This is a genomic window from Phenylobacterium sp. (assembly GCF_041916435.1).
In the GTDB taxonomy this organism is placed as follows: Bacteria; Pseudomonadota; Alphaproteobacteria; order Caulobacterales; family Caulobacteraceae; genus Phenylobacterium.
This window is the reverse complement of sequence record NZ_JAYRZM010000002.1, coordinates 313,894-335,675: the sequence shown is the minus strand read 5'-3', so window position 1 is coordinate 335,675 and position 21,782 is coordinate 313,894. Positions and strand designations below refer to the sequence as shown.

The following is a 21,782-nucleotide window of genomic DNA, read 5'->3' as shown; positions in this document are numbered from 1 at the left end:
GAGTCGCGCCGGCGCCGTGACAACGACAATCGAACCTCTGGAAGGTTAAGTTTTGGACAGGCGATATGCTTTCTGGATCGATAGGGGCGGCACCTTCACCGACGTGATCGCCAGCTCCGACGACGGCGCCGAGGTTTCCCTCAAGCTGCTCTCCGCCTCGCCCGCCTACGAGGACGCCGCCGTCGAGGCCATGCGGCGGGTGCTGAACGCGGCCCCCGGCGATCCGTTCCCGGCCCACCGGGTCGAGGCGATCAAGATGGGCACGACGGTGGCCACCAACGCGCTGCTGGAGCGGCGCGGGGCGCGCACCCTGTTCGTCACCACGGCGGGCTTCGCCGACGCCCTGGTCATCGGCGACCAGGCCCGGCCCGACCTGTTCGCCCTGAAGATCGAGCGCCCCGCGCCGCTGTACGAGGCCGTGGTCGAGGCCGACGAGCGGCTGGCGGCCGACGGCTCTGTGGCGCGTCCGCTGGATCGCGCGGCGCTGAAGGCCCGGCTGGAGGCGGCCGCGGCTGAGGGATTCACCGCCTGCGCCGTCGCTTTCCTGCACGCCGACCTCAATCCCGAGCACGAGCTGGCGGCGGGCGCGATCGCCGAGGCGGCGGGCTTTTCCTTCGTCGCCCTGAGCCACGAGGTCTCTCCCCTGCCCCGCTTCGTGCCGCGCGCGGAGACGACGGTGGCCGACGCCTATCTGACGCCGGTGCTGCGCGCCTATGTGGACCGGGTGGCCCGCGCGGTGGCCGGCGCGCCGCTCTACTTCATGACCTCGGCCGGCGGGCTGGTGCGGGCCGAGGCCTTCCGCGGGCGCGACGCGGTGGTTTCCGGCCCGGCCGGCGGAGTGGTGGGCGTGGCCCGCACCGCCCACGCCGCGGGCGCCCTGGCCGTGCTGGGCGTGGACATGGGCGGCACCTCCACCGACGTCTGCCGCTTCGCCGGCGCCCTGGAGCGGCGCGACACGGCCCGCGTGGCTGGCGCGCGCCTCAGAAGCCCGATGCTGGACGTGGAGACCGTGGCCGCCGGCGGCGGCTCGATCCTGGCCTTCGACGGCTTTCGCGCCCGCGCCGGCCCGGCCAGCGCCGGCGCCGATCCCGGGCCCGCCGCCTACGGCCGGGGCGGCCCGGCCACGGTGACCGACGCCAACCTCGTGCTCGGCCGGCTGGACCCGCGCCGCTTCCCCAAGGTGTTCGGGCCGGGAGCCGACGCGCCGCTGGACGCGGCCGCCGCCCGCGCGCGCCTGGCCGAACTGGCCAAGGCCATGGGCGCGGAAAGCCTGGAGGCCGCCGCAGAGGGCTTCGTCGCCGTGGCCGTCGAGCAGATGGCCCAGGCGGTGCGGCGCATCTCCACCGAGCGCGGCTTCGACCCGCGCGACCACGCCCTGGTGGCGTTCGGCGGGGCCGCCGGCCAGGTCGCCTGCCAGACCGCCGAGGCGCTGGGGGCGGCCGAGGTGCTGTGCCCGCGCTACGGCAGCGTGCTCTCGGCCTGGGGGATCGGCCAGGCGCGGGTGACGGCCCTGCGGCAGGCGGGGCTGGAGACGCCGCTCTCCGCCGAGGGGCTGGACGAGGCGCGCTCGGCGCTGGACGCCCTAGCCGCCGAGGCCGAGGCCGCGCTGGCCGAACAGGGCGCGCGGGCCGGCGAGGCGCGCCGCACCCTGCGCCTGCGCTACGACGGCGCCGACGCCGAGCTGCCCGTTCCGCTCTCGGACCTGGCCGACGCCAGGACCGCCTTCGAGGCGGCGCACCGGCGCCTGTTCGGCTTCGTCGAGCCGGCGCGGCCCCTCCTGATCGCGGCGGTGGAGGCCGAGGCTGCGGAGCCGGAATTTAAAACTCCCCCTCCGTCGGCTTCGCCGCCACCTCCCCCAGAGGGGGAGGATCTGTCCGGCGCGAAGATGCTCCCCCTCTGGGGGAGCTGTCGCGAAGCGACCGAGGGGGGTTTCGACACCATCCGCCTCTACGCCGCCGGCGCCTTCCACGACGCCCCGGTGATCCCGGCCGAGGCGCTGAGCGCCGCCGAGGGGCCGGCGCTGATCGTGCGCGGCGACACCCAGATCGCGGTGACGCCCGGCTGGCGGGCGCTGGCGGGCGAGGACGGCCTGATCCGACTGGTGCGCGCGGGCCAGGCCCGGCGCGCCGAGATCGCCCTGGACAGGCCCGACCCGGTCACCCTGGAACTTTTCAACCGCCGCTTCATGGGGGTGGCCGAGGCCATGGGCGCGGCCCTGGAGCGCACCGCCCACTCGGTGAACATCAAGGAGCGGCTGGACTTCTCCTGCGCCCTGTTCGACGCCGACGGCGGACTGGTGGCCAACGCCCCGCACATGCCGGTGCACCTGGGCTCGATGGGCGCCAGCGTGCGGGCCGTGCGCGAGCGCCACCCGCGCCTTCGCCCCGGCCAGGCCTTCGCCCTGAACAACCCCTACGCCGGCGGCACCCACCTGCCGGACATCACCGTGGTCATGCCGGTGTTCATGGACGAGGGGCGCGAGCCGGCCTTCTACGTCGCTGCCAGGGGCCACCACGCCGACGTGGGCGGCATCCAGCCCGGCTCCATGCCGCCCTTCTCGCGCACGATCGAGGAGGAAGGCGTGCTGCTGGACGCCCTGCCGATCATGCAGGACGGCGTCTTCCTGGAGGATCAGACCCGCGCGGCGCTCGCCGCCGGCCCCTGGCCCGCCCGCGCGCCGGAGCGCAACCTCGCCGACCTGAAGGCGCAGATCGCCGCCTGCCAGGCGGGCGCGGCCTCGGTCGCCCAGATGATCGAGACCTACGGGCCCCAGGCCGTCCACCGCTACATGACCTTCGTGCAGGAGAACGCGGCGGCCTGCGTGCGCCGGGCGGTGGGCCGGCTCTCGAGCGGCTCGGCCGAAGTCCCCATGGACGGGGACGGCAGGATCGTGGTGCGCACCACGGTGGACGCCGCCAGGGGCGAGGCGGTGCTCGACTTCACCGGCTCGGCCGATCAACTGCCGTCGAACTTCAACGCCCCCTCGGCGATCGTCGACGCCGCCGCGCTCTACGTGTTCCGCAGCCTGGTGGACGACGACATCCCGCTGAACGCCGGCTGCCTGGAGCCGCTGGGCGTGATCACCAGGCCGGGCTCGATGCTGGCGCCGCGCCCGCCGGCCGCCGTGGTGGCGGGCAACGTGGAGACCAGCCAGCACGTGGTCGACGCGCTCTATGCGGCGCTGGGGGTGATGGCCAACGCCCAGGGCAGCATGAACAACTTCACCTTCGGCGACGAAGAGCGGCAGTACTACGAGACCCTATGCGGCGGGGCCGGCGCCACGGCCGACGCCGACGGGGCCAGCGCCGTGCACACCCACATGACCAACTCGCGCCTGACCGATCCGGAGATCCTGGAGCGGCGCTTCCCGGTGCGGGTGGAGACCTTCGCCATCCGCCTGGGCTCCGGCGGCGCGGGCTTGCGGCGCGGCGGCGACGGGGCGGTGCGGCGCATCCGCTTCCTGGCCCCGATGGAGGCGGCCCTGCTCTCCACCCGGCGCGAGCACGCGCCCCAGGGCCTGGCCGGCGGCGGGCCCGCCCTGCCCGGCGCCCAGCGTTGGATCACGGCGGCGGGCGAGGTAAGGGAGCTTTCCGGCTGCTTCTCCGTTACGGTGCAGCCTGGCGACGCGATCGAGATCGAGACCCCCGGGGGCGGGGGCCATGGCGCGCCGCCGCAAGTATCGCCCTAGGGATCGCGCCTTGATGTCCGTGTTGCTCTTCGCCCTGGCCCTGTTCGCGGCCGCCGATCCCGAAGCCGCCGCCCCGGCCGAGGCGCCGCCCGCCGAGGCGGCCGCGCCGGATGCGCCCGCCGCGGAGGCGCCGGCGGCCGACGACGCCCCTGCCCCGCCCGTCTATCCGGTCGGCGCGCCGCACGACGACTACGGGCTGGTGGCCTGGTGCTACGGCGCGCTCGGCGGCTACCTGGACCTGCACGACCAGGTGATGCCCGAGGTGACGCGCATCGAGACCACCTGGCGGCGGCCGGGCTCGAACCTGGCCGACGACCTGAAGGTCTACAGCGACATGCAGAAGGAAGGCCGGGCGAACCTGAAGCTGTTCGCCGGCGCCATCCAGGCCGCCGAGAAGGCCAGCCTGAAGCCGATCAGCGCCCGCGGCCAGCAGGCCGTCAAGCAGGGCCGCTCCACCTGGACGGCGGCGGCGACCATGCCCAAGGCGCGCGTGGCGCAGGAATGGATGAGCTGGACCCTGCCCGAGATCTGCATGACCACGGCCACGCGGCTGAAGACCGAGGCCACGCTGATGGGGGCGACCTTCGACCCCACCGAGGCCGTGGACGCCGCGCCCGAGACGCCGCCCGAAGCGGCGCCGGACGCCGCCGCCGCGCCGACGCCGGAAGCCGCGCCGGAAGCGCCGCCCGCCGAGAGCCCGGCCGACGACGGAGCGCTCAGCATCGACCGGCTGCTGGCGCCGTCCACCAACGCCGCCACGAATTCGGACCAGGCCGGCGAGGCGGCCCCGGCGAACTGACCGGCGCTCAGCGGGGAAGCTGGTCCAGCCACAGACGGCGGGTGTAAGGCATGGGCTCCGGGCCCGGCTGGGTCAGGTCGTAGCTTTCCTCGAAGGCCAGGCCCGCCAGGGCGCCGTGCCGCCAGGCGGTGCGCGCGGCGAACGCCTGGCCGGTGCGCAGGACGATCAGCACCGGATCATTCGGGGCCAGGGGATCGGCCAGGCGCACCTTCGCGCCGCCGTCCGAGAGGTCGCGGATCGTGCAGTCGCCCGACAACATGTTGTCGCGCCAGGCGATCTTGCCGCTCATCAGCACCTTGCGGCGGCGCTCCGAGCGGCGCTCGGGCCGGATGTTGTCGTTGGCGGTGGCGCGCATTGAAGTCTCCCCCAGCTGGAGCCTCGGGCGTCCCGGTATGCGACGCCCTGGGGTTGCGGCTTCAAGCTTGGCGCCACCTCGGCGAAGCCTGTCGCGACAGGACCCGCTCAATGGGGCGCCGACAGCCGGTTCAGGTCGTCCGGCGGCGTCAGGGCCAGCGGCTCGCGCCAGGGCGCGCGACGCGCGCGGCGGCGGCGAACGGCGGCCAGCGCCTGGCCGATCCAGAGCACCCAGCCGAATGGGACTTCCTTATGCTTCCGATGCGCCTCTTCCATGGCGAGGACTCGCTTCCAGCTCTTGAGATGGCCGGATTTTCAGCCTTTGAAGCCCTCGGGACAAACGGGTCCTCCTCGTCTATACATTAGCTCTTCTTATGTCTGACATCCTCGCCCAGATCCCGCTCAGCGCTATCCGCGTCTTCGAGGCCGCCGCCCGCCTGAAGAGCTTCACCCGCGCGGCCGAGGAGCTGGGGATCACCCAGGCGGCGGTGAGCTGGCAGGTGAAGGCCCTGGAGAAGCGGCTGGGCCAGTCCCTGTTCGTGCGCCTGCCCAGGCAGGTGGAGCCGACCGCATCCGGCGAGCGCCTGGCCCGCGCGGCGACAGAGGCGCTCGGCCTGCTTCGCGGGGCGCTGAGCGAACTGACCGAGACCGCCGAGGGGGTGCTGTCGATCACCGCCCTGCCCTCCTTCGCCGGCCAATGGCTCGCCCCGCGGCTGGGCGACTTCCAGCTCGCCCACCCGAAGATCGCCGTGCGCCTGGAGGTCTCCAGCCGGGTGGTCGACCTGCAGCGCGAGCCCTTCGACGTGGCGGTCCGCGGCGGCGGGGGCGACTGGCCGGGCCTGGAGAGCCATCACCTGGGCCCGGCGGACCTGACGCCGCTGTGCACGCCGGCCTTCGCCAGGGCGCACGGCGGGCTTGGCCGGGCGCAGGACCTGCTGGACACGCCCCGGATCGGCGAGGATTCCGAATGGGCCCAGTGGTTCGAGGCCGCCGGCGTCACCGACGCCGGAGCCGCCGCCGGAGCCCGCCTGGCCACCGACAGCCAGGTGATCGAGGTGGGCGTGGCGCTGGCCGGCCAGGGGCTGGCGCTGGGCTCGCCGTTCCTGTGGCGGCGGGAGCTGGCCGAAGGCCGGCTGATCCAGCCCGTGCCGGTCGAGATGCCCTACAGCCAGTATTGGCTGGTCTATCCGAAGGAGCGCCGGCGCTCACCCAAGATCGCCGCCTTCCGCGACTGGATGGCCGGCCAGGTCGCCGAAGACAGCCAAGCCTGATCCCAAAGCCCGGCTTTTGCGTTATGCTTAAGCAAGTCGGGGGACGACAGATCCTCGGGAGGCGACGTCATGGACGAACGCTTTACGGCCCCGCCGGACGCGGAGCTACTGGCGCACGAGCGCACCTACCACATCTTCAACATGCTGGTGCGATGGTCGATGGTCCTCTTGGCCACGTCCATCTCCTTCCTGACCCTGTGGTTCGCCACCCCGGCGGGCTTCCTGGGCGGGCTGGCCATAGGCGCCGTCGTCTTCGTGACCGGCTACCTCGGCCTGATCCGCCACGAGGCGCACCAGCCGCTCGACCTCTGGAAAGAAGGCCGCTGAGCCGGCTCAGGCCGGCTCGTAGTTGAGGATCGGCGCAAGCCAGCGCTCGGCGGTCTTCAGATCCCAGCCCTTGCGCCGGGCGTAGTCCTCCACCTGGTCCTTCTCGATGCGGCCGACGCCGAAGTAGTGCGACGCCGGATGCGAGAAATAGAGCCCCGAGACGCTCGCCGGCGGGGTCATGGCGAAGCTTTCCGTCAGCTCGATGCCGGTGGCGGCCGTCGCGTCCAGCAGCTTGAACAGGGTCGCCTTCTCGGTGTGGTCGGGCTGGGCCGGATAGCCGGGCGCCGGGCGGATGCCCCGGTATTCCTCTGCGATCAGGGCGGCCAGGTCGAAGGGCTCGTCCGGGGCGTAGCCCCAGAGTTCGGTGCGCACCTTGCGGTGCAGCGCCTCGGCGAAGGCCTCGGCCAGCCGGTCGGCGAGCGCCGTGGCCAGGATCGCCGAATAGTCGTCGCCGGCCGCCTTGAACCGCGCCGCCACGTCCAGCTCCCCATGGCCGGCGGTCACGGCGAAGCCGCCGATCCAGTCGGGCCGGCTGTCCACCGGGGCGACGAAGTCGGCCAGCGCCACGTTGGCCCGGCCCTCCTCGCCCTTGGGCTTGAGCATCTGCTGGCGAAGGGTGTGCAGGCGCGCCCGCTCGGTGGTGCGCTCGTCGTCGGCGTAGACGACGATGTCGTCGCCTTCGGCGTTGGCCGGCCAGAAGCCCACCACGCCGCGGGCCTCGAACCATTTCTCGGCGATGATCTTCTCCAGCATGGCCTGGGCGTCGCGGTAGAGGTCGCGGGCGGCCTCGCCGACGATCTCGTCGTCCAGGATCTGCGGGAAACGGCCGACCAGCTCCCAACTGGCGAAGAACGGCGTCCAGTCGATGTGCCGCGCCAGCTCCGCCAGGTCGTAGGGCGCGAACGCGCGCACGCCGGTGAAGGCCGGCCGCGGCGGGCGGTACTCGGCCCAGTTCGGCGTGAAGGCGTTGGCGCGGGCCTCCTCCAGGCTGGCGCGGGCGCGATTGCCCTGCCCCCTGGCGAACTGCTCGCGCACGCGGGCGTATTCGGCGCGGGTCTCGGCGGTGACGCGCGGCCGCTCGGTGGCCGACAGCAGGCCCGAGACCACGCCGACGGCGCGGCTGGCGTCCACGACATAGGTGGTCGGGCCGGCCTTGTAGGCGGGCTCGATCTTCACCGCCGTGTGGGTCTTGGAGGTGGTGGCCCCGCCGATCAGGAGCGGGATGTCGAAACCGCGCCGCTCCATCTCCGCGGCGACGAACACCATCTCGTCCAGCGACGGGGTGATCAGGCCCGACAGGCCGATGATGTCGACCTTGTTGGCCACGGCCTCGTCGAGGATGCGGTCGGCCGGGACCATCACGCCCAGGTCGATCACCTCGTAGTTGTTGCACTGCAGGACCACGCCGACGATGTTCTTGCCGATGTCGTGGACGTCGCCCTTGACGGTGGCCATCAGGATCTTGCCGGCGGCCTGGCGGACCTGGCCCTCCTTTTCCGCCTCCATGAACGGCAGCAGATAGGCCACGGCCTGCTTCATCACCCGGGCCGACTTGACCACCTGGGGCAGGAACATCTTGCCCGAGCCGAACAGGTCGCCGACCACGTTCATGCCGTCCATCAGCGGGCCTTCGATCACGTGCAGCGGGCGCTCGGCGGCGGCCCGCGCCTCCTCGGTGTCGGCCTCGATGTAGTCGGTGACCCCGTGCACCAGGGCGTGCACCAGCCGGTCGCGGGGGCTGCCCTCGCGCCAGGCCAGGTCCACGGTCTTGGCCTTGCCCTTCTCGCCCTTGTACTTCGGCGCGAGCTCCACCAGCCGCTCGGTGTTGGAGATGTTTCCGCGCGGGGGACGGTTCAGGATCACGTCCTCCACCGCCTCGCGCAGCTCCGGGTCGATGTCGTCGTACACCGGCAGGTCGCCGGCGTTGACGATGCCCATGTCCATGCCCGCCGCGATCGCGTGGTAGAGGAACACCGAGTGGATCGCCCGGCGCACCGGCTCGTTGCCGCGGAAGCTGAACGAGACGTTCGAGACCCCGCCGGACACCCGCGCGTAGGGCAGGCTTTCCTTGATCTCCCGCGTCGCCTCGATGAAGGCCACGGCGTAGTCGTCGTGCTCCTCGATCCCCGTCGCCACGGCGAAGATGTTCGGGTCGAAGATGATGTCCTCGGGCGGGAAGCCGACGCGCTCGGTCAGGACGTGGTAGGCGCGCTTGCAGATGGAGACCTTGCGCTCCACCGTGTCCGCCTGCCCCTCCTCGTCGAAGGCCATCACCACCACCGCCGCGCCGTAGCGCAGGCAGGCCTTGGCCTGCTCGATGAACTTGGCCTCGCCTTCCTTCATGCTGATGGAGTTGACGATGGCCTTGCCCTGCACGGTCTGCAGCCCGGCCTCGATCACCTCCCACTTGGACGAGTCGATCATCACCGGCACGCGGGCGATGTCCGGCTCGGCGGCCACCAGGTTCAGGAAGGTGCGCATGGCCTGGACCGAGTCTAGCAGGCCCTCGTCCATGTTCACGTCGATCACCGCCGCGCCGGCCTCCACCTGCTGGCGGGCCACGGACAGGGCGGCGGCGTAGTCGCCCTCGGCGATCAGCTTGCGGAACTTGGCCGAGCCGGTGACGTTGGTCCGCTCGCCGATATTGATGAAGGTGGGTCGCATACGCCGAGTTCCTAGGTATTGCGGACGCAGGCGTCGACGAAGCCAGCGAAGATGGCCTGGCCGGGATGACCGGGCCCAAGGAGTTCCTGGTGCCACTGAAGGCCCAGGGCGAACGAAAGGTCGGGGAGCTCGATAGCCTCGATCACGCCGTCCGGCGCGCGGCCGCAGGCCCGAACTTGCGGGCCAAGCTCCACGATCGCCTCCCGGTGGAAGCTATTGACCATCAGTTGCGCCCCCACCAGGCGCTCTAACAACGAGCCCGACGCTATCTGCACCGGATGGACGGCGGCACGATCGTCATGCCCCTCCACATGGGCGGTCATACGGCATCCGCTCAGGCAGGCCAGCGCCTGCATCCCGGCGCAGATGCCCAGGACAGGCTTGCCCGCGGCCAAGAAGCCTTCGAGCAAGGCTCGTTCCGCATCCGGCCGGTCAGTCCGCGGCGCGGGATATGCGGCGCCAACGTACCAGGCGTCGGGAACGGCGAACCGGCCGCCGCAGGTCATCAGGCCGTCGAACTCCGTGGCCGTCTCACGGGCGATCCCAGGCGCATAGGGAACGCCGTAGGGCGCGGCTCCGGCGGACAACAGACCGTCGAAATAGCCCTTGGCCGCCTCGTAACGGGTCCCACCCGAAGACGTGTTCTCGTCAAGCAGCACGGCGATACGGGCGCGGCTCATTGGCGGGCGCGCCGTTCGGCCAGTGCGACCTGGCCCTTGAGGAATGCGTCGAAAGCTACGCCCTGGGCCGCCAGCGTCTTGGGATAGAGCGAGGCTGGAGTGAGACCGGGCAACGTGTTGATTTCTAGGAAGATGAGCCCATGCGGCGTGACGATGAAATCCGAGCGTGAATAGCCGGCCGCGCCGACGGCGCGATGGGCGTCCAGCGCGCTGGCCTGGAGGGCCGCGTTGACCTCGGGCGCGAAGGTCGCCGGGCAGATCTCCCGGGTCTGCGCCGACAGGTACTTGCTGGCGTAGTCGAAGGCGCCCCCGCCCGGCAGGATTTCCACCGGCGGCAGGGCGATCAGTCCGCCGTCTGTCTCCAGCACGCCACAGGTCGCCTCCTGGCCGGCGACGAAGGGTTCGATCAGATAGGCCTCGCAGGCGGCGGCCTGCGCAAGTCGCGCCAAACCCTCGGCGTCGTCGATGAACAAAAGGCCATAGCTCGAGCCCTCGGCGACGGGCTTCGCGACCAAGCGGCCGTAGCGCGCCAAGCCCTCGGACGCGGCATCAAGCGCCACCTCGCCCGCCACGGCCACGCCCGCTCCAACGACGGCGCGCTTGGCCGCAGCCTTGTCGAACGCGAGCCGGCTAGCAGCGGCGCCGGAACCGGTGAACGCCACGCCTCGCGCCTCGGCGAGCGCGGCGAACTCGCCGCTCTCGGCGGCCCCGCCATGCAAGGCCAGAACTAGCACCCGGCGCTCGGCCACGGAGCGGTCAAGCGCCGCCTCGATCGGACCAAGGTCTTCACCCTCGCCTGCCGGAAAGTCGATCTCGAAAGGCCGCTGATGGGCGATCAGCGCCGAGCGAGCGGCCGTGCGAACACGACCGTCGGGGGTCCAGAACCACAGGTCCGCCTGCGGCAGCGCGGCGATGATCGCCTGGGCGCTGGCCACTGAGACCAACCGCTCACGGTTGGTTCCGCCAAAAAGGATCGTTGGCTTCATCGGCGATCACGCCAGCTCGAACGGCTCCAGCCCCGCAAGCCGCATGGCGTGCGGCCGTTCGGGGATTCGCCGGGGCTTCATGCCGCGCACCTCGTCGGCCACGTGGCGGATGTGGTCGGGGGTGGTGCCGCAGCAGCCGCCGAGGATGTTGACCAGCCCGTCGCCGGCCCAGTCGTGCAGCATGTGGCCGGTCTGGTCCGGGGTCTCGTCGTATTCGCCCATGGCGTTGGGCAGGCCGGCGTTGGGATAGGCCGAGACCAGGGTGTCGGCGATGCGCGCCAGCTCGGCGATGTGCGGGCGCATCAGCTCCGCGCCGAGCGCGCAGTTCAGCCCCACCGCGAACGGCTTGGCGTGGCGCACCGAGTTCCAGAACGCCTCCACCGTCTGGCCCGACAGGGTGCGGCCCGAGCGGTCGGTGATAGTGCCCGAGATCCAGATCGGCAGCGGCTCGTAGCCCTCGTCCTCGACGTCCAGGATCGCCTTGATCGCGGCCTTGCAGTTCAAGGTGTCTGTGATGGTCTCGATCAGGAACATGTCGGCGCCGCCCTCGTGCAGCGCCCGCACCTGCTCGCGGTAGGCGTCGTAGACCTGGGCGAAGGTCACCTTACGCGCGCCCGGATCGTTCACGTCCGAGGACATCGACAGCATCACGTTGAGCGGACCGATCGAGCCGGCCACGAAGCGCGGCTTGTCCGGCTCCCTGGCGGTCCATTCGTCGGCGACCTTGCGGGCGATGCGCGCGCCCTCGAAGTTGATGTCCCACACCGCGCCCTGCATCTCGTAGTCGGCCTGGGCGATGGTGGTGGCCGAGAAGGTGTTGGTCTCGGAGATGTCGGCGCCGGCGGCGTAGTACTGGTCGTGCAGGTCGGCGATGATGTCCGGCCGGGTCAGGCACAACAGGTCGTTGTCGCCCTTGAGCTGGACCTTGTGGTCCTTGAAGCGCTCGCCGCGATAGTCGTCCTCGGTCAGGCCGCGCTTCTGGATCATCACCCCCCACGAGCCGTCGAGGATGAGGATGCGCTCCTTGGCGATCGCCTTCAGGCGGGCGATGCGTTCGGCGCGGCCGGGTTGCACCTTGCTCATTGGGCGGCGCTCCTTTGACGGGCGGGTTCGGCTTCGCGCACGCCCAGCACCCGGCAGATCGCATAGACCAGGTCCGCGCGGTTCAGCGTGTAGAAGTGGAAGTCCGAATAGCCTTCCTCGGCCAGGCGCGCGCACATCTCGGCGGCCACCGAGGCGGCGACCAGCTTGCGCGTCTCCGGATCCTTGTCGAGGCCCTCGAACAGGTTGCCCAGCCACTGCGGCAGCGGAATGCCCACCGGCTCGGCCATGCGCTGCAGGCCCTTGAAGTTGGAGACCGGCATCACCCCCGGCGAGATCGGAATCGTCACCCCGGCGGCGCGGACCTTGTCCATGAACCGCAGGAAGGCGTCGATGTCGTAGAAGAACTGGGTGATCGCCCGCGTCGCCCCGGCGTCGATCTTGGCCTTCAGCACGTCGATGTCGTGGTCCAGCGACGGGCTTTCCGGGTGCTTCTGCGGATAGAGGCTGACGCTCACCTCGAAGGGGGCGATGGCGCGGATGCCCGCGGTCAGCTCGGTGGCGTTCAGGTAGCCGTCCGGGCGGGGGACGTAGACCCCGCCGATCTGGCCGGGCGGATCGCCGCGCAGGGCCACGATGTGGCGGATGCCCGCGTCCCAATAGGCGCGCACCACCTCGTCCACCTCGGCGCGGCTGGCCTCCACGCAGGTGAGGTGCGCGGCGGGCTTCAGCGTCGTCTCCTTGAGCATGCGCACGACCGTGCGATGCGTGCGGTCGCGGGTGGAGCCGCCCGCGCCGTAGGTCACCGAGACGAACTCCGGGTTCAGCGGCTCCAGGCGGCGGATCGCCTGCCACAGGCTCTCCTCCGCCTCCGGGGTCTTCGGCGGCGAGAACTCGAACGAGATCTTCGGGCGCGGGCCGAGCCCGGCGCCGGCATGGGCGACGGGGCCGAGGGCGCTGGCGCGCTCGGGCGCGCGGACGGGTTTCATGCGGCGCTCCTTTGGCGGGCGGACGGTCGCACCGCGCTCCAGATTTTCACGGTCAAGCCCCCGTCGCGGATCGGCGGCAGCTCGACGGCGGCGATCTCGGCCAGGCCCGCCTCGGCGAGCCAGCGGTTCATCTCGGCCTCGGAGAAGCCCAGGCGGCGGTGCTGGTGCTGCTCGCGCAGGAACTCCAGGGCGTGGGGGGCGAAGTCGACGATCAGCAGGCGTCCGCCCTCGGCCACCAGGCGGGCGGCCTCCCTCAGCGCGGCGGCCGGATCGCCCAGGTAGTGCAGCACCTGGTGGACGACCACCAGGTCGGCGCTCTGGCCCGGCAGGCCGGTGCCGAAGATGTCGCCGTGGCGCAGCTCGCAGCGGTCCAGCCCGGCGCGAGCCACGCGGCTGCGGGCGATGTTCAGCATCTGCTGCGACAGGTCCAGGCCCAGCGCCCGCTCGGCGTGAGGACCCAGGAGGGTGAGCATCCGCCCCGCCCCGGTGCCCAGGTCGATCATGCGGCGGAACGGGCCGGGTCCGGCGGCGGCCAGGATCGCGGCCTCCACGTCGGCCTCGGAGACGTAGAGCGAGCGGATCTCGTCCCAGCGCGCGGCGTTGCGGGCGAAATACTCCCCGGCCTCGGCCTCGCGCTCGGCGCGCACCGCGTCCAGCCGCTCGGCGTCGCGGAGCAGCACCGGATCGGCCGGATCGATCAGCGCCAGCGCCTGGGCGACCAGGGCCCCGGCCTCGCGGCCCGTGAGCAGGCGGTAGAACACCCACGCCCCGTCCGGAAACCGCTCGACAAGGCCGGCCTCGGCCAGCAGCTTCAAATGGCGCGAAACCCTGGGCTGGCTCTGGTCGAGCACGCGGCACAGCTCCAGCACCGCCAGCTCCTCGCGGGCCAGGAGCGCCAGGATGCGCAGGCGCGTCGGCTCGCCCGCCGCGCGCAACACCTCCACCGCCTGTTCAGCGCTCATCGCCATGGCGGACATAAAGATATCTTTATATGGTTATGTCAACGTCCAAGTGGGCGTCGCGCCGGCCTAGAGCCCCCGCAGCTTGGCCAGGTTGGTCTTCGGAATCGGCGAGGCGAACGCGCCGGCGGCCTTGGCCTTGTCGCGGGCGAACTCGGCCCAGGCGGCGGCGAAGGCGAGCGGGGTCCCCGCGCCGGCCTCGGCGCAGACCAGGCGCAGGCTGCGCCCCTTCGCGGCCGTGACGATGCGGGCCCAAAGGTCGAGGTCCTCGCTGGGCGCCTGCTCGCCCGTCGCGGTCCCGGCGATCGCCGCGGCCGAGCGCAGGATGCGGACGCTTAGGGTGTGCAGGACCGCTTCCGCGCCGGCCGGCAGGGTCTCCAGCGCCGCGGCCAGGCCCGCCAGCTCGATGCGCTCGCCGGTGAGGTTGCGCTCGCCGCCGGCCACGCCGGTCACGGCCCCGTCGGCCGCGCGCACGAAGGCCCAGCCGCCGCAGCGGAAGGCGGCGTGATGGCTCAGGGCCAGCCAGATTCGGATCGGCGCGTCGCTCATGACGCGGCTCTATAGCCCGCGCCGGCCCGCTCCAGGCGCAAATTCCGCGGAAAGGCGCCCTACTCCGCCACCGGGCTCGCCAGCGGCTGGCCGTCCAGGAAGCGCGCGACGTTGTCCAGCGCTTGCCCGACCATCTTCGGAATCGCGTCGATGGTGCCGCCGGCGGTGTGCGGGGTCAGCACCACGCCGGGTACGTCGGCCCAGCGCCCGGCCGGCGTCGGCTCGGTCTCGAACACGTCCAGGCCCGCGCGCGCCAGGCGCCCGTCCTTCAGCGCCGCGATCAGGGCGTCCTCGTCGATGATCGAGCCGCGCGCGACGTTGACGATCAGCCCGCGCGGGCCCACCGCCTCGATCACCTCGGCCGAGATCATCTTGCGGTTGGAGGCGTCGGCGCGGCAGGCCACCACCAGGATGTCGGCCTCACGGGCCAGGTCCAGCAGGCTCGCCGCCCGCGGCCAGGCGGCCGGCTTGTCCCGGGGGGCCCACCAGGAGACGGTCATGCCGAAGGCCTCCACGCGGGTGGCCACCGCCGCGCCGATGTGGCCGAGGCCGACGATCCCGACCTTTCGCCCGCGAAGGCCGGGGCGCGGGGCCATGCGGTCGGCCAGGGTCCAGCGGCCCTCGCGCACCATGCGGTCGCCGGCGACGATCTCGCGCCAGGAGGCGATGATCAGGCCCACGGCGTGGTCGGCCACGTCGTCGGCGTTCAGCCCGTCGGCGTGGGTGACCTCGATCCCGCGCGCGCGGCACCAGGGCACGTTCACCCCGTCGTAGCCGACGCTGACGCAGGCGATCAGGCCTACGTTCGGCAGGCTTTCCAGGAACTCCGGCTCCAGCTTGGCCTCGCCGGCGTGGACGATCACCCGCACGTCGGGCTTGTCCGCCTCGGCCAGCTCCCAGCGCCGGGCCACGCGCCAGCCCTTGCCCTCGAGCGCCGGCTGCATGACCGCCAGCATCGGGTGGGAGATCATCACGAGCGGGGCGGCGGTCTCGGTCACGGGCGTCTCCTGCGGCTGGGGCTCGGGTGCACATGGCCGCCCCGGCCGCGCCGCGCAACTGGCGCGAGGCTCAGAATCGCTCGCTTCTGCGACGCGCCGCCGCGACAGGCGCCGGCCCCGCCTCGCGCGGCGCCTGAAATTCAAGCTTCAAGCAACTGATCCGAATCAGTTTTCGCGCCCCGCTTGAGGCACGAGGCGAATCCCTAGCGCCCGAATTTCTGGAACTTGATGCGGTGGGGGATCAGGCTGTCCGCGCCCAGGCGGCGCTTCTTGTCCTCTTCGTAGGCTTCGAAGTTGCCCTCGAACCATTCGACGTGGCTGTCGCCCTCGAAGGCCAGGATGTGGGTGGCGAGGCGATCCAGGAACCAGCGGTCGTGGCTGATCACCACCGCGCAGCCGGGGAAGTCCTCCAGGGCGCTCTCCAGGGCCTGCAGGGTCTCCACGTCCAGGTCGTTGGTCGGTTCGTCGAGCAGGATCACGTTGCCGCCGTCGGCGAGGGTCTTGGCCAGGTGCACGCGGTTGCGCTCGCCCCCGGAGAGCAGGCCGACCTTCTTCTGCTGGTCGCCGCCCTTGAAGTTGAACGAGCCGACATAGGCGCGGCTGGGGATTTCGCGGGTCCCCACCTTCATGATGTCCAGCCCGCCGGAGATCTCCTCCCAGACGGTCTTGTTGGGATCGAGGGCGTCGCGGCTCTGGTCGACGTAGGCCAGCTTGACCGTCTCGCCCAGGCGGATGGCGCCCTGGTCGGGCTCTTCCTTGCCGGTGATGATCTTGAAGAGGGTGGACTTGCCCGCCCCGTTCGGCCCGATCACGCCGACGATGCCGCCGGGCGGCAGCTTGAACTCCAGGTCCTTGAACAGGAGCTTGTCGCCGTAGGCCTTCTCCAGGTTCTCGGCCTCGATCACCACATGGCCCAGGCGCGGGCCGGGCGGGATCTGGATCTGGGCGAAGGTCTGCTTGGCGCGCTCGGCCTGATTGACGAGGTCGTCGAAGGCGGCCAGGCGCGCCTTGGACTTGGAGCGCCGCGCCGAGGGCGAGGAGCGCACCCACTCCAGCTCGCGCTCGATGGTGCGCTTCTTGCCGGCCTCTTCGCGCTCTTCCTGGGCGGTGCGCTTGGCCTTCTGCTCCAGCCAGGCCGAGTAGTTGCCCTCGTAGGGAATGCCCTTGCCGCGGTCGAGCTCGAGCGTCCACTTGGTGACCTGGTCCAGGAAGTAGCGGTCGTGGGTGACCAGGATCACGCAGCCGGGGAAGTTCTCCAGGTGGTGCTGCAGCCAGGCCACGGACTCCGCGTCCAGGTGGTTGGTCGGCTCGTCGAGCAGCAGCATGTCGGGCTTGGAGAGCAGCAGCCGCGCGAGCGCGACGCGGCGCTTCTCACCGCCCGAAAGACTGTCGACCATCCAGTCGTTGGGCGGGCAGCGCAGGGCGTCCATGGCCATCTCGATGCGGCTGTCGATGTCCCACAGGTCGCCGGCGTCCAGCTTTTCCTGGAGGGCGGTCATCTCCTCCATCAGCTCGTCGGTGTAGTCCTCGCCGAGTTTGGCGGCGGCCTCGTTGTAGGCGTCGAAGATCTTCTTTTCTTCGCACCAGGCGATGACGTTGCCCCACACGTCCAGTTGCTCGTCGAGCTGGGGCTCCTGCTCCAGGTAGCCCATCTTGGTGCCCTCGGCGGCGAAGGCTTCGCCGGAGAACTCCGTGTCGAGCCCGGCCATGATCTTCATCAGGGTCGACTTACCCGAGCCGTTGACGCCGACCACGCCGATCTTGGCGTCCGGGTAGAACGACAGCCAGATGTTCTCGAACACCTTCTTGCCGCCCGGGAAGGCCTTGGTCAGGCCCTGCATCTGGAAAATGTACTGCTGCGCCATGGGTGGTCCGCGCCCGTGTTCGAAGGTTTTCGGAAGTCGGCGCCGGAGATAGCCGCCGCGCGGGCGTGAGGCAATGGCGGGGCGGCCAGGCCGCCGGCTTCGGCCGTCACACAGCCGTCACGCCACGGACGCCGGGGCGCAACAAATCCATCAATTGTCCGTCGCATGTCCCTGATAGCGGCGTTTTCCGTTGCGCCCGCCACGGGCGTGCAGGGGATCACCGACATGAGACAACATCTGCTGCTGGGCGCCGCCATCGGCGCGCTGCTGGCGACGGCCGGCCAAGCCGCCGCGGAAGAAGCCGATTCCACGGCCGCCGCCGGCGCCGACGCCGAGGTTTCCGAACTGGTCGTCTACGGCCAGGGCGAGACCCGCCAGGTCCAGGCCATCAAGCCCCAGGAAATCGAACAGGCCGCGCCGGGCACCAGCCCGATCAAGCTGGTCGAGAAGCTGCCGGGCGTGAACTTCCAGTCCTCCGACCCGTTCGGCGCCTACGAATGGTCGACCCGCATCTCGATCCGCGGCTTCAACCAGAACCAGCTCGGCTTCACCCTGGACGGGGTGCCGCTGGGCGACATGAGCTACGGCGCCTTCAACGGCCTGCACATCAGCCGCGCCATCTCCAACGAGGACATCGGCGGGGTCGAACTGGCCCAGGGCGCCGGCACGCTGGAGACGGCCTCCACCTCGAACCTCGGCGGCACGCTGAAGTTCCTCTCGCGCGATCCGTCCCACGAGATGGGCGGCCAGGTCCAGGTGACCGGCGGTTCCAGCAACACCTGGCGCGGCTACGTGCGCTTCGAGACGGGCGACCTGCCCACCGGCGGGCGCGCCTACATCAGCTACACCGACCAGAACGCCGACAAGTGGAAGGGCGAGGGCAAGCAGAAGCAGAAGCAGATCGACTTCAAGTTCGTCCAACCGATCGGCTCGGCCACCCTCACCGGCTTCTACGACTGGTCGCGCCGCCGCGAGAACGACTACCAGGACCTCTCCAAGGGGATGATCTCGCGCCTGGGCTACGACTGGGACAACATCACCGGCGACTGGGCCAAGGCCGTGGCCGTGGCCGAGACCTACCTGGCCAATCCGGCGGGCGACTGCTCCACCAACGCCTATCCCTCGCCGATCCAGTGCGTGGACGACGCCTACTACAACGCCTCCGGCCTTCGGAACGACGACCTGTGGGCCCTGACGCTGGACGCGCCGTTCGGCGACAACTTCAAGGCCAGCGCCACCGTCTACGGCCACACCAACGACGGCCAGGGCACCTGGTACACGCCCTACGTGCCCTCGCCGAACTACGGCGTCGCCGGCGCCACCACCGACAACGCCCCGATCTCGGTGCGCACCACCGAATACAGCATCGACCGCACGGGCCTGGTGGCCAACGCCGACTGGACGCTGGGCGCCCACACCATCAGCTTCGGCGGCTGGTACGAGGACAACGATTTCAACCAGTACCGGCGCTACTACGGCCTGGACCTGGCCTCGCCCAAGGGCAACCTGAGCTTCTTCTCCAACCCCTTCTACACCCAGTGGGGCTACGCCTTTAACACCAAGACCGCCCAGGGTTACATCCAGGACCTGTGGGAGGTGAACGACGCCCTGAAGGTCAACTTCGGCTTCAAGGCGGTGCGGGTGAAGTCGACCTCGGACACGGTCGTGGCGGTCTCGCCGCAGATCAACGGCTCGATCACCTCCGAGGACAGCTTCCTGCCGCAGGTGGGCGTGAACTACCGCTTCGCCGAGGGCCAGGAGTTCTTCGCCGACTACGCCGAGAACATGCGCGCCTTCGGCGCGGCGCACACGGGCCTGTCGCCCTTCGCCACGACGCAGGACGGCTTCAACGCCATCGTCGGCAAGCTGCAGCCGGAAAGCTCCAAGACCATCGAGGCCGGCTGGCGCTTCCGCTTCGCCCAGGTCCAGGGCGTGCTGGCGGCCTACTACGTCAAGTTCGACGACCGCCTGATCGGCACCTCCGCCGGTTCCGGCATCGTTGGCAACCCGACGATCCTGGCCAACGCCGGCTCGGTGACCTCCAAGGGCTTCGAGGCGGCCGCCACCTGGCGCTTCGCCGACGCCTGGTCGCTGTTCGGCTCCTACGCCTACAACGACAGCCAGTACGACGACGACATCGTCGACTCCACCGGCGCGGTCACCCAGCACATCTCGGGCAAGACCGTGGTCGACGCCCCCAAGCACCTGGCCAACGCCGAACTGGCCTTCGACCAGGACGGCTGGTTCGCCAAGCTGTCGGCGCACTACACCTCCAAGCGCTTCTACACCTACACCAACGACCAGAGCGTCGGCGGCGTGGTCACCGCCGACCTGTCGGCCGGCTACCGCTTCGACGGCGAGGGCTGGATGAAGGGCCTGGAGGTGCAGGCCAACGTCACCAACCTGTTCGACAAGAAGTACGTCTCCACCCTGGGCTCGAACGGCTTCGGCTACTCGGGCGACGCCCAGACCCTGCAGGCCGCCGCTCCGCGGCAGGTGTTCGTGACGGTTCGCAAGGCGTTCTAGGACGCCCGGACGTGCGGCGCGGCCGGGCGGGATCCCCTTGCCGTCCGGCCGCGCCAAGCGCGCGTCATGGAACGAAATCCGTCCCGATGCGTCCTTTGAAGCACTGGGGAGGCGCTCGCGCCTCCCCTTTCGTTTGAAGGAGACCCGACATGCACAAGGACGAGATCAAGGGCGCGGCCAAGGACGCCAAGGGCGCCGTGAAGGAGGCCGTCGGCCGCGCGACCGGCGACCATCGCCTGGAGGCCGAGGGCGCGTTCGAGCGCGCCGCGGGCAAGGCGCAGAAAGCCGCGGGCCACCTGAAGGAAGCCGCGCGCGACGCGCTCAAGCGCTAATCGCGGGCCGGGCCGCCCCGGGCCGCCGGCCCGGGCGGCCGTCGCCCAACAACTGACCGCCCCTCGCATCCCCAGGCGCCGCCCGCCCCTGCCCGCTTCCCAAGCCCGGCCAGTCGCGCTCCAATACCGCTACAACGGAGGGGCGCATGTTGAAGGTGCTGGCGGGAGCGATGGCGGTGGTGTTGAGCGCGGGACCTGCGGCGGCGGCGGACCTGGCCTTTGCGACGGGGGCCGAACAACAGGCCGCGATCGCCGGCGGCCAGGCGACCTCCAAGAGCCTGACTGAGATGTATCTGGACCGGATCGCCCGGATCGACCGCGCCGGCCCAACCCTGAACAGCGTCATCGCGCTCAATCCCGACGCCCTGAAGACCGCCACGCGGCACGACGACGAGCGCGCGGCCCACCACGCCCACGGCCCGCTGCACGGCCTGGCGATCCTGGTGAAGGACAACATCGAGACCGCCGATCCCATGGCCACCACCGCCGGCTCGCTGGCGCTGAAGGACAACGTGGCCGGCCGCGACGCGCCGCTGATCGCGCGCCTGCGCCAGGCCGGCGTGGTGATCCTGGGCAAGACCAACCTTTCCGAATGGGCCAACTTCCGCTCGACCCGCTCGATCAGCGGCTGGAGCGGGATCGGCGGGCTGGTGCGCAATCCCTACGCCCTGGACCGCTCGGCCTGCGGCTCCAGCTCCGGCTCGGGCGCGGCGGTGGCCGCGGGCCTGGCCTGGGCCGCGATCGGCACCGAGACCGACGGCTCGGTCACCTGCCCGGCGGCGATGAACGGCATCGTCGGCCTGAAGCCCACCGTGGGCCTGGTCTCGCGCACCCACATCGTGCCGATCTCGGCAAGCCAGGACACCGCCGGGCCGATGGCGCGCACGGTGGCCGACGCCGCCGCCCTGCTCACCGCCATGGCCGGCTCCGATCCGGCCGACCCGGCCACCGCCGAGGCCGACGCGCACAGGACCGACTTCCTGGCCGGGCTGGACGCCGGCTCGCTGAAGGGCGCGCGGCTGGGCTACGTGCGCAGCATGACCGAGCGTTCGCCCAAGACCGAGGCGGTGTTCGACAAGGCGCTGGAGACGCTGAAGGCGGCCGGGGCGGTGCTGGTGGAGGTGAAGCTTCCCGACGAGACCCCAGTCGACAAGGCCGAAGACGTGGTGCTGCATGCCGAGTTCAAGGCCGGGATCGACGCCTATCTGGCCTCCACCGCGCCGGACAAGGTCAAGACCCGCACCCTGGACGACCTGATCGCCTTCAACGCCGCCACGCCGCGCGAGACCGTGCTGTTCGGCCAGGAGATCTTCGAGGAAGCCGCCAAGGCCCCGGCCTTGACCGATCCGGCCTACAAGACGGCCCTGGAGACCGGGCGGCGCCTGGCCGGGCCAGAGGGGATCGACAAGGTGCTGGCCGAGGCGAACGTCGAGGCGCTGGTCCTGCCCAGCGGCGGGCCGGCCTCGGTGGTCGATCCGGTGAACGGTTCGCGCTGGCTGGGCTCTCCCTCCACCTGGCCGGCGGTGGCGGGCTATCCGCACCTGACCGTGCCGATGGGCTATGTCTCGGGGCTGCCGGTGGGGCTCTCGTTCATCGGCCCCAAGTGGTCGGACGGCCGGCTTCTGTCGCTGGGCTACGCCTTCGAGCAGGCCGCCCCCGCCCGGCTCGCGCCCGCCTTCCCGCCGACGGTGTCCGGCCGGCCGGAATACGAGGCGGCCTACGCGCCCGCGCCGTAGGGACCGCCGCCTCGCAAA

At 71.1% G+C, this 21,782-nt stretch carries 18 protein-coding genes; 7 read left to right on the top strand and 11 right to left on the bottom strand.

What is annotated here, in order from left to right; all coding sequences use genetic code 11:
• Nucleotides 1–52: 52 nt before the first annotated feature.
• Both ACE3TA_RS06470 and ACE3TA_RS06465 read left to right on the top strand, forming a co-directional pair.
• Nucleotides 53–3,688 (top strand): hydantoinase B/oxoprolinase family protein, encoded by a 3,636-nt coding sequence (locus tag ACE3TA_RS06470; RefSeq protein ID WP_374571720.1) that lies wholly within the window; start codon nucleotides 53–55, stop codon nucleotides 3,686–3,688.
• 13 nt (nucleotides 3,689–3,701) lie between these two features.
• Entirely contained in the window at nucleotides 3,702–4,487 is a 786-nt protein-coding gene (locus ACE3TA_RS06465) for a hypothetical protein (protein ID WP_374571718.1), read from the top strand.
• Between the two features lie 7 nt (nucleotides 4,488–4,494).
• Here ACE3TA_RS06465 and ACE3TA_RS06460 read toward each other — a convergent pair whose 3' ends face one another.
• A complete protein-coding gene (locus tag ACE3TA_RS06460) occupies nucleotides 4,495–4,842 on the bottom strand; it encodes a PilZ domain-containing protein (protein ID WP_374571716.1) in 348 nt (115 codons plus the stop codon).
• 107 nt (nucleotides 4,843–4,949) lie between these two features.
• Nucleotides 4,950–5,117, bottom strand: coding sequence for a hypothetical protein (locus ACE3TA_RS06455; RefSeq protein WP_374571714.1), 168 nt, complete (start codon nucleotides 5,115–5,117; stop codon nucleotides 4,950–4,952).
• A 98-nt stretch (nucleotides 5,118–5,215) separates the two neighbouring features.
• Between ACE3TA_RS06455 and ACE3TA_RS06450 the strand changes: the two genes are divergently transcribed.
• Both ACE3TA_RS06450 and ACE3TA_RS06445 read left to right on the top strand, forming a co-directional pair.
• Nucleotides 5,216–6,112, top strand: coding sequence for a LysR substrate-binding domain-containing protein (locus ACE3TA_RS06450; RefSeq protein ID WP_374571712.1), 897 nt, complete (start codon nucleotides 5,216–5,218; stop codon nucleotides 6,110–6,112).
• Nucleotides 6,113–6,181: 69 nt separating this feature from the next.
• Nucleotides 6,182–6,439 (top strand): hypothetical protein, encoded by a 258-nt coding sequence (locus tag ACE3TA_RS06445; RefSeq protein ID WP_374571710.1) that lies wholly within the window; start codon nucleotides 6,182–6,184, stop codon nucleotides 6,437–6,439.
• Nucleotides 6,440–6,445: 6 nt separating this feature from the next.
• Here ACE3TA_RS06445 and metH read toward each other — a convergent pair whose 3' ends face one another.
• The 9 genes from metH to ettA form a co-directional block, all read right to left on the bottom strand.
• Nucleotides 6,446–9,103, bottom strand: a complete 2,658-nt coding sequence (gene metH / locus ACE3TA_RS06440) for a methionine synthase (RefSeq protein ID WP_374571708.1) — start codon at nucleotides 9,101–9,103, stop codon at nucleotides 6,446–6,448.
• An 11-nt stretch (nucleotides 9,104–9,114) separates the two neighbouring features.
• Entirely contained in the window at nucleotides 9,115–9,783 is a 669-nt protein-coding gene (locus ACE3TA_RS06435) for a gamma-glutamyl-gamma-aminobutyrate hydrolase family protein (protein ID WP_374571706.1), read from the bottom strand.
• Nucleotides 9,780–10,769 (bottom strand): D-alanine--D-alanine ligase, encoded by a 990-nt coding sequence (locus ACE3TA_RS06430; protein WP_374571704.1) that lies wholly within the window; start codon nucleotides 10,767–10,769, stop codon nucleotides 9,780–9,782. Before ACE3TA_RS06430 ends, ACE3TA_RS06435 begins: the two co-directional genes overlap by 4 nt.
• Before the next feature lie 6 nt (nucleotides 10,770–10,775).
• Nucleotides 10,776–11,852, bottom strand: coding sequence for a homocysteine S-methyltransferase family protein (locus tag ACE3TA_RS06425; RefSeq protein ID WP_374571702.1), 1,077 nt, complete (start codon nucleotides 11,850–11,852; stop codon nucleotides 10,776–10,778).
• A complete protein-coding gene (gene metF / locus ACE3TA_RS06420; RefSeq protein ID WP_374571700.1) occupies nucleotides 11,849–12,799 on the bottom strand; it encodes a methylenetetrahydrofolate reductase [NAD(P)H] in 951 nt (316 codons plus the stop codon). Before metF ends, ACE3TA_RS06425 begins: the two co-directional genes overlap by 4 nt.
• The gene (locus ACE3TA_RS06415) at nucleotides 12,796–13,767 is read right to left on the bottom strand and encodes an ArsR/SmtB family transcription factor (protein ID WP_374572396.1); all 972 of its coding nucleotides are present in this window, start codon (nucleotides 13,765–13,767) and stop codon (nucleotides 12,796–12,798) included. Before ACE3TA_RS06415 ends, metF begins: the two co-directional genes overlap by 4 nt.
• A gap of 60 nt (nucleotides 13,768–13,827) precedes the next feature.
• The gene (locus ACE3TA_RS06410) at nucleotides 13,828–14,307 is read right to left on the bottom strand and encodes a hypothetical protein (RefSeq protein WP_374571698.1); all 480 of its coding nucleotides are present in this window, start codon (nucleotides 14,305–14,307) and stop codon (nucleotides 13,828–13,830) included.
• 59 nt (nucleotides 14,308–14,366) lie between these two features.
• Nucleotides 14,367–15,278, bottom strand: coding sequence for a 2-hydroxyacid dehydrogenase (locus ACE3TA_RS06405; protein WP_374572394.1), 912 nt, complete (start codon nucleotides 15,276–15,278; stop codon nucleotides 14,367–14,369).
• A gap of 230 nt (nucleotides 15,279–15,508) precedes the next feature.
• Nucleotides 15,509–17,170 carry an energy-dependent translational throttle protein EttA gene (ettA, locus tag ACE3TA_RS06400; RefSeq protein WP_374571696.1) on the bottom strand — a complete coding sequence of 554 codons (1,662 nt, stop codon included), beginning with the start codon at nucleotides 17,168–17,170 and terminating at the stop codon, nucleotides 15,509–15,511.
• 225 nt (nucleotides 17,171–17,395) lie between these two features.
• Here ettA and ACE3TA_RS06395 point away from each other — a divergent pair, with 225 nt between their 5' ends.
• The 3 genes from ACE3TA_RS06395 (at nucleotide 17,396) to ACE3TA_RS06385 (ending at nucleotide 21,764) form a co-directional block, all read left to right on the top strand.
• Nucleotides 17,396–19,696: a TonB-dependent receptor gene (locus tag ACE3TA_RS06395; RefSeq protein ID WP_374571694.1), complete on the top strand. Its 2,301-nt coding sequence runs from the start codon at nucleotides 17,396–17,398 to the stop codon at nucleotides 19,694–19,696.
• A 149-nt stretch (nucleotides 19,697–19,845) separates the two neighbouring features.
• A complete protein-coding gene (locus tag ACE3TA_RS06390; protein WP_374571693.1) occupies nucleotides 19,846–20,028 on the top strand; it encodes a CsbD family protein in 183 nt (60 codons plus the stop codon).
• Nucleotides 20,029–20,174: 146 nt separating this feature from the next.
• The gene (locus ACE3TA_RS06385; protein ID WP_374571692.1) at nucleotides 20,175–21,764 is read left to right on the top strand and encodes an amidase; all 1,590 of its coding nucleotides are present in this window, start codon (nucleotides 20,175–20,177) and stop codon (nucleotides 21,762–21,764) included.
• The last annotated feature ends 18 nt before the right edge of the window (nucleotides 21,765–21,782 follow it).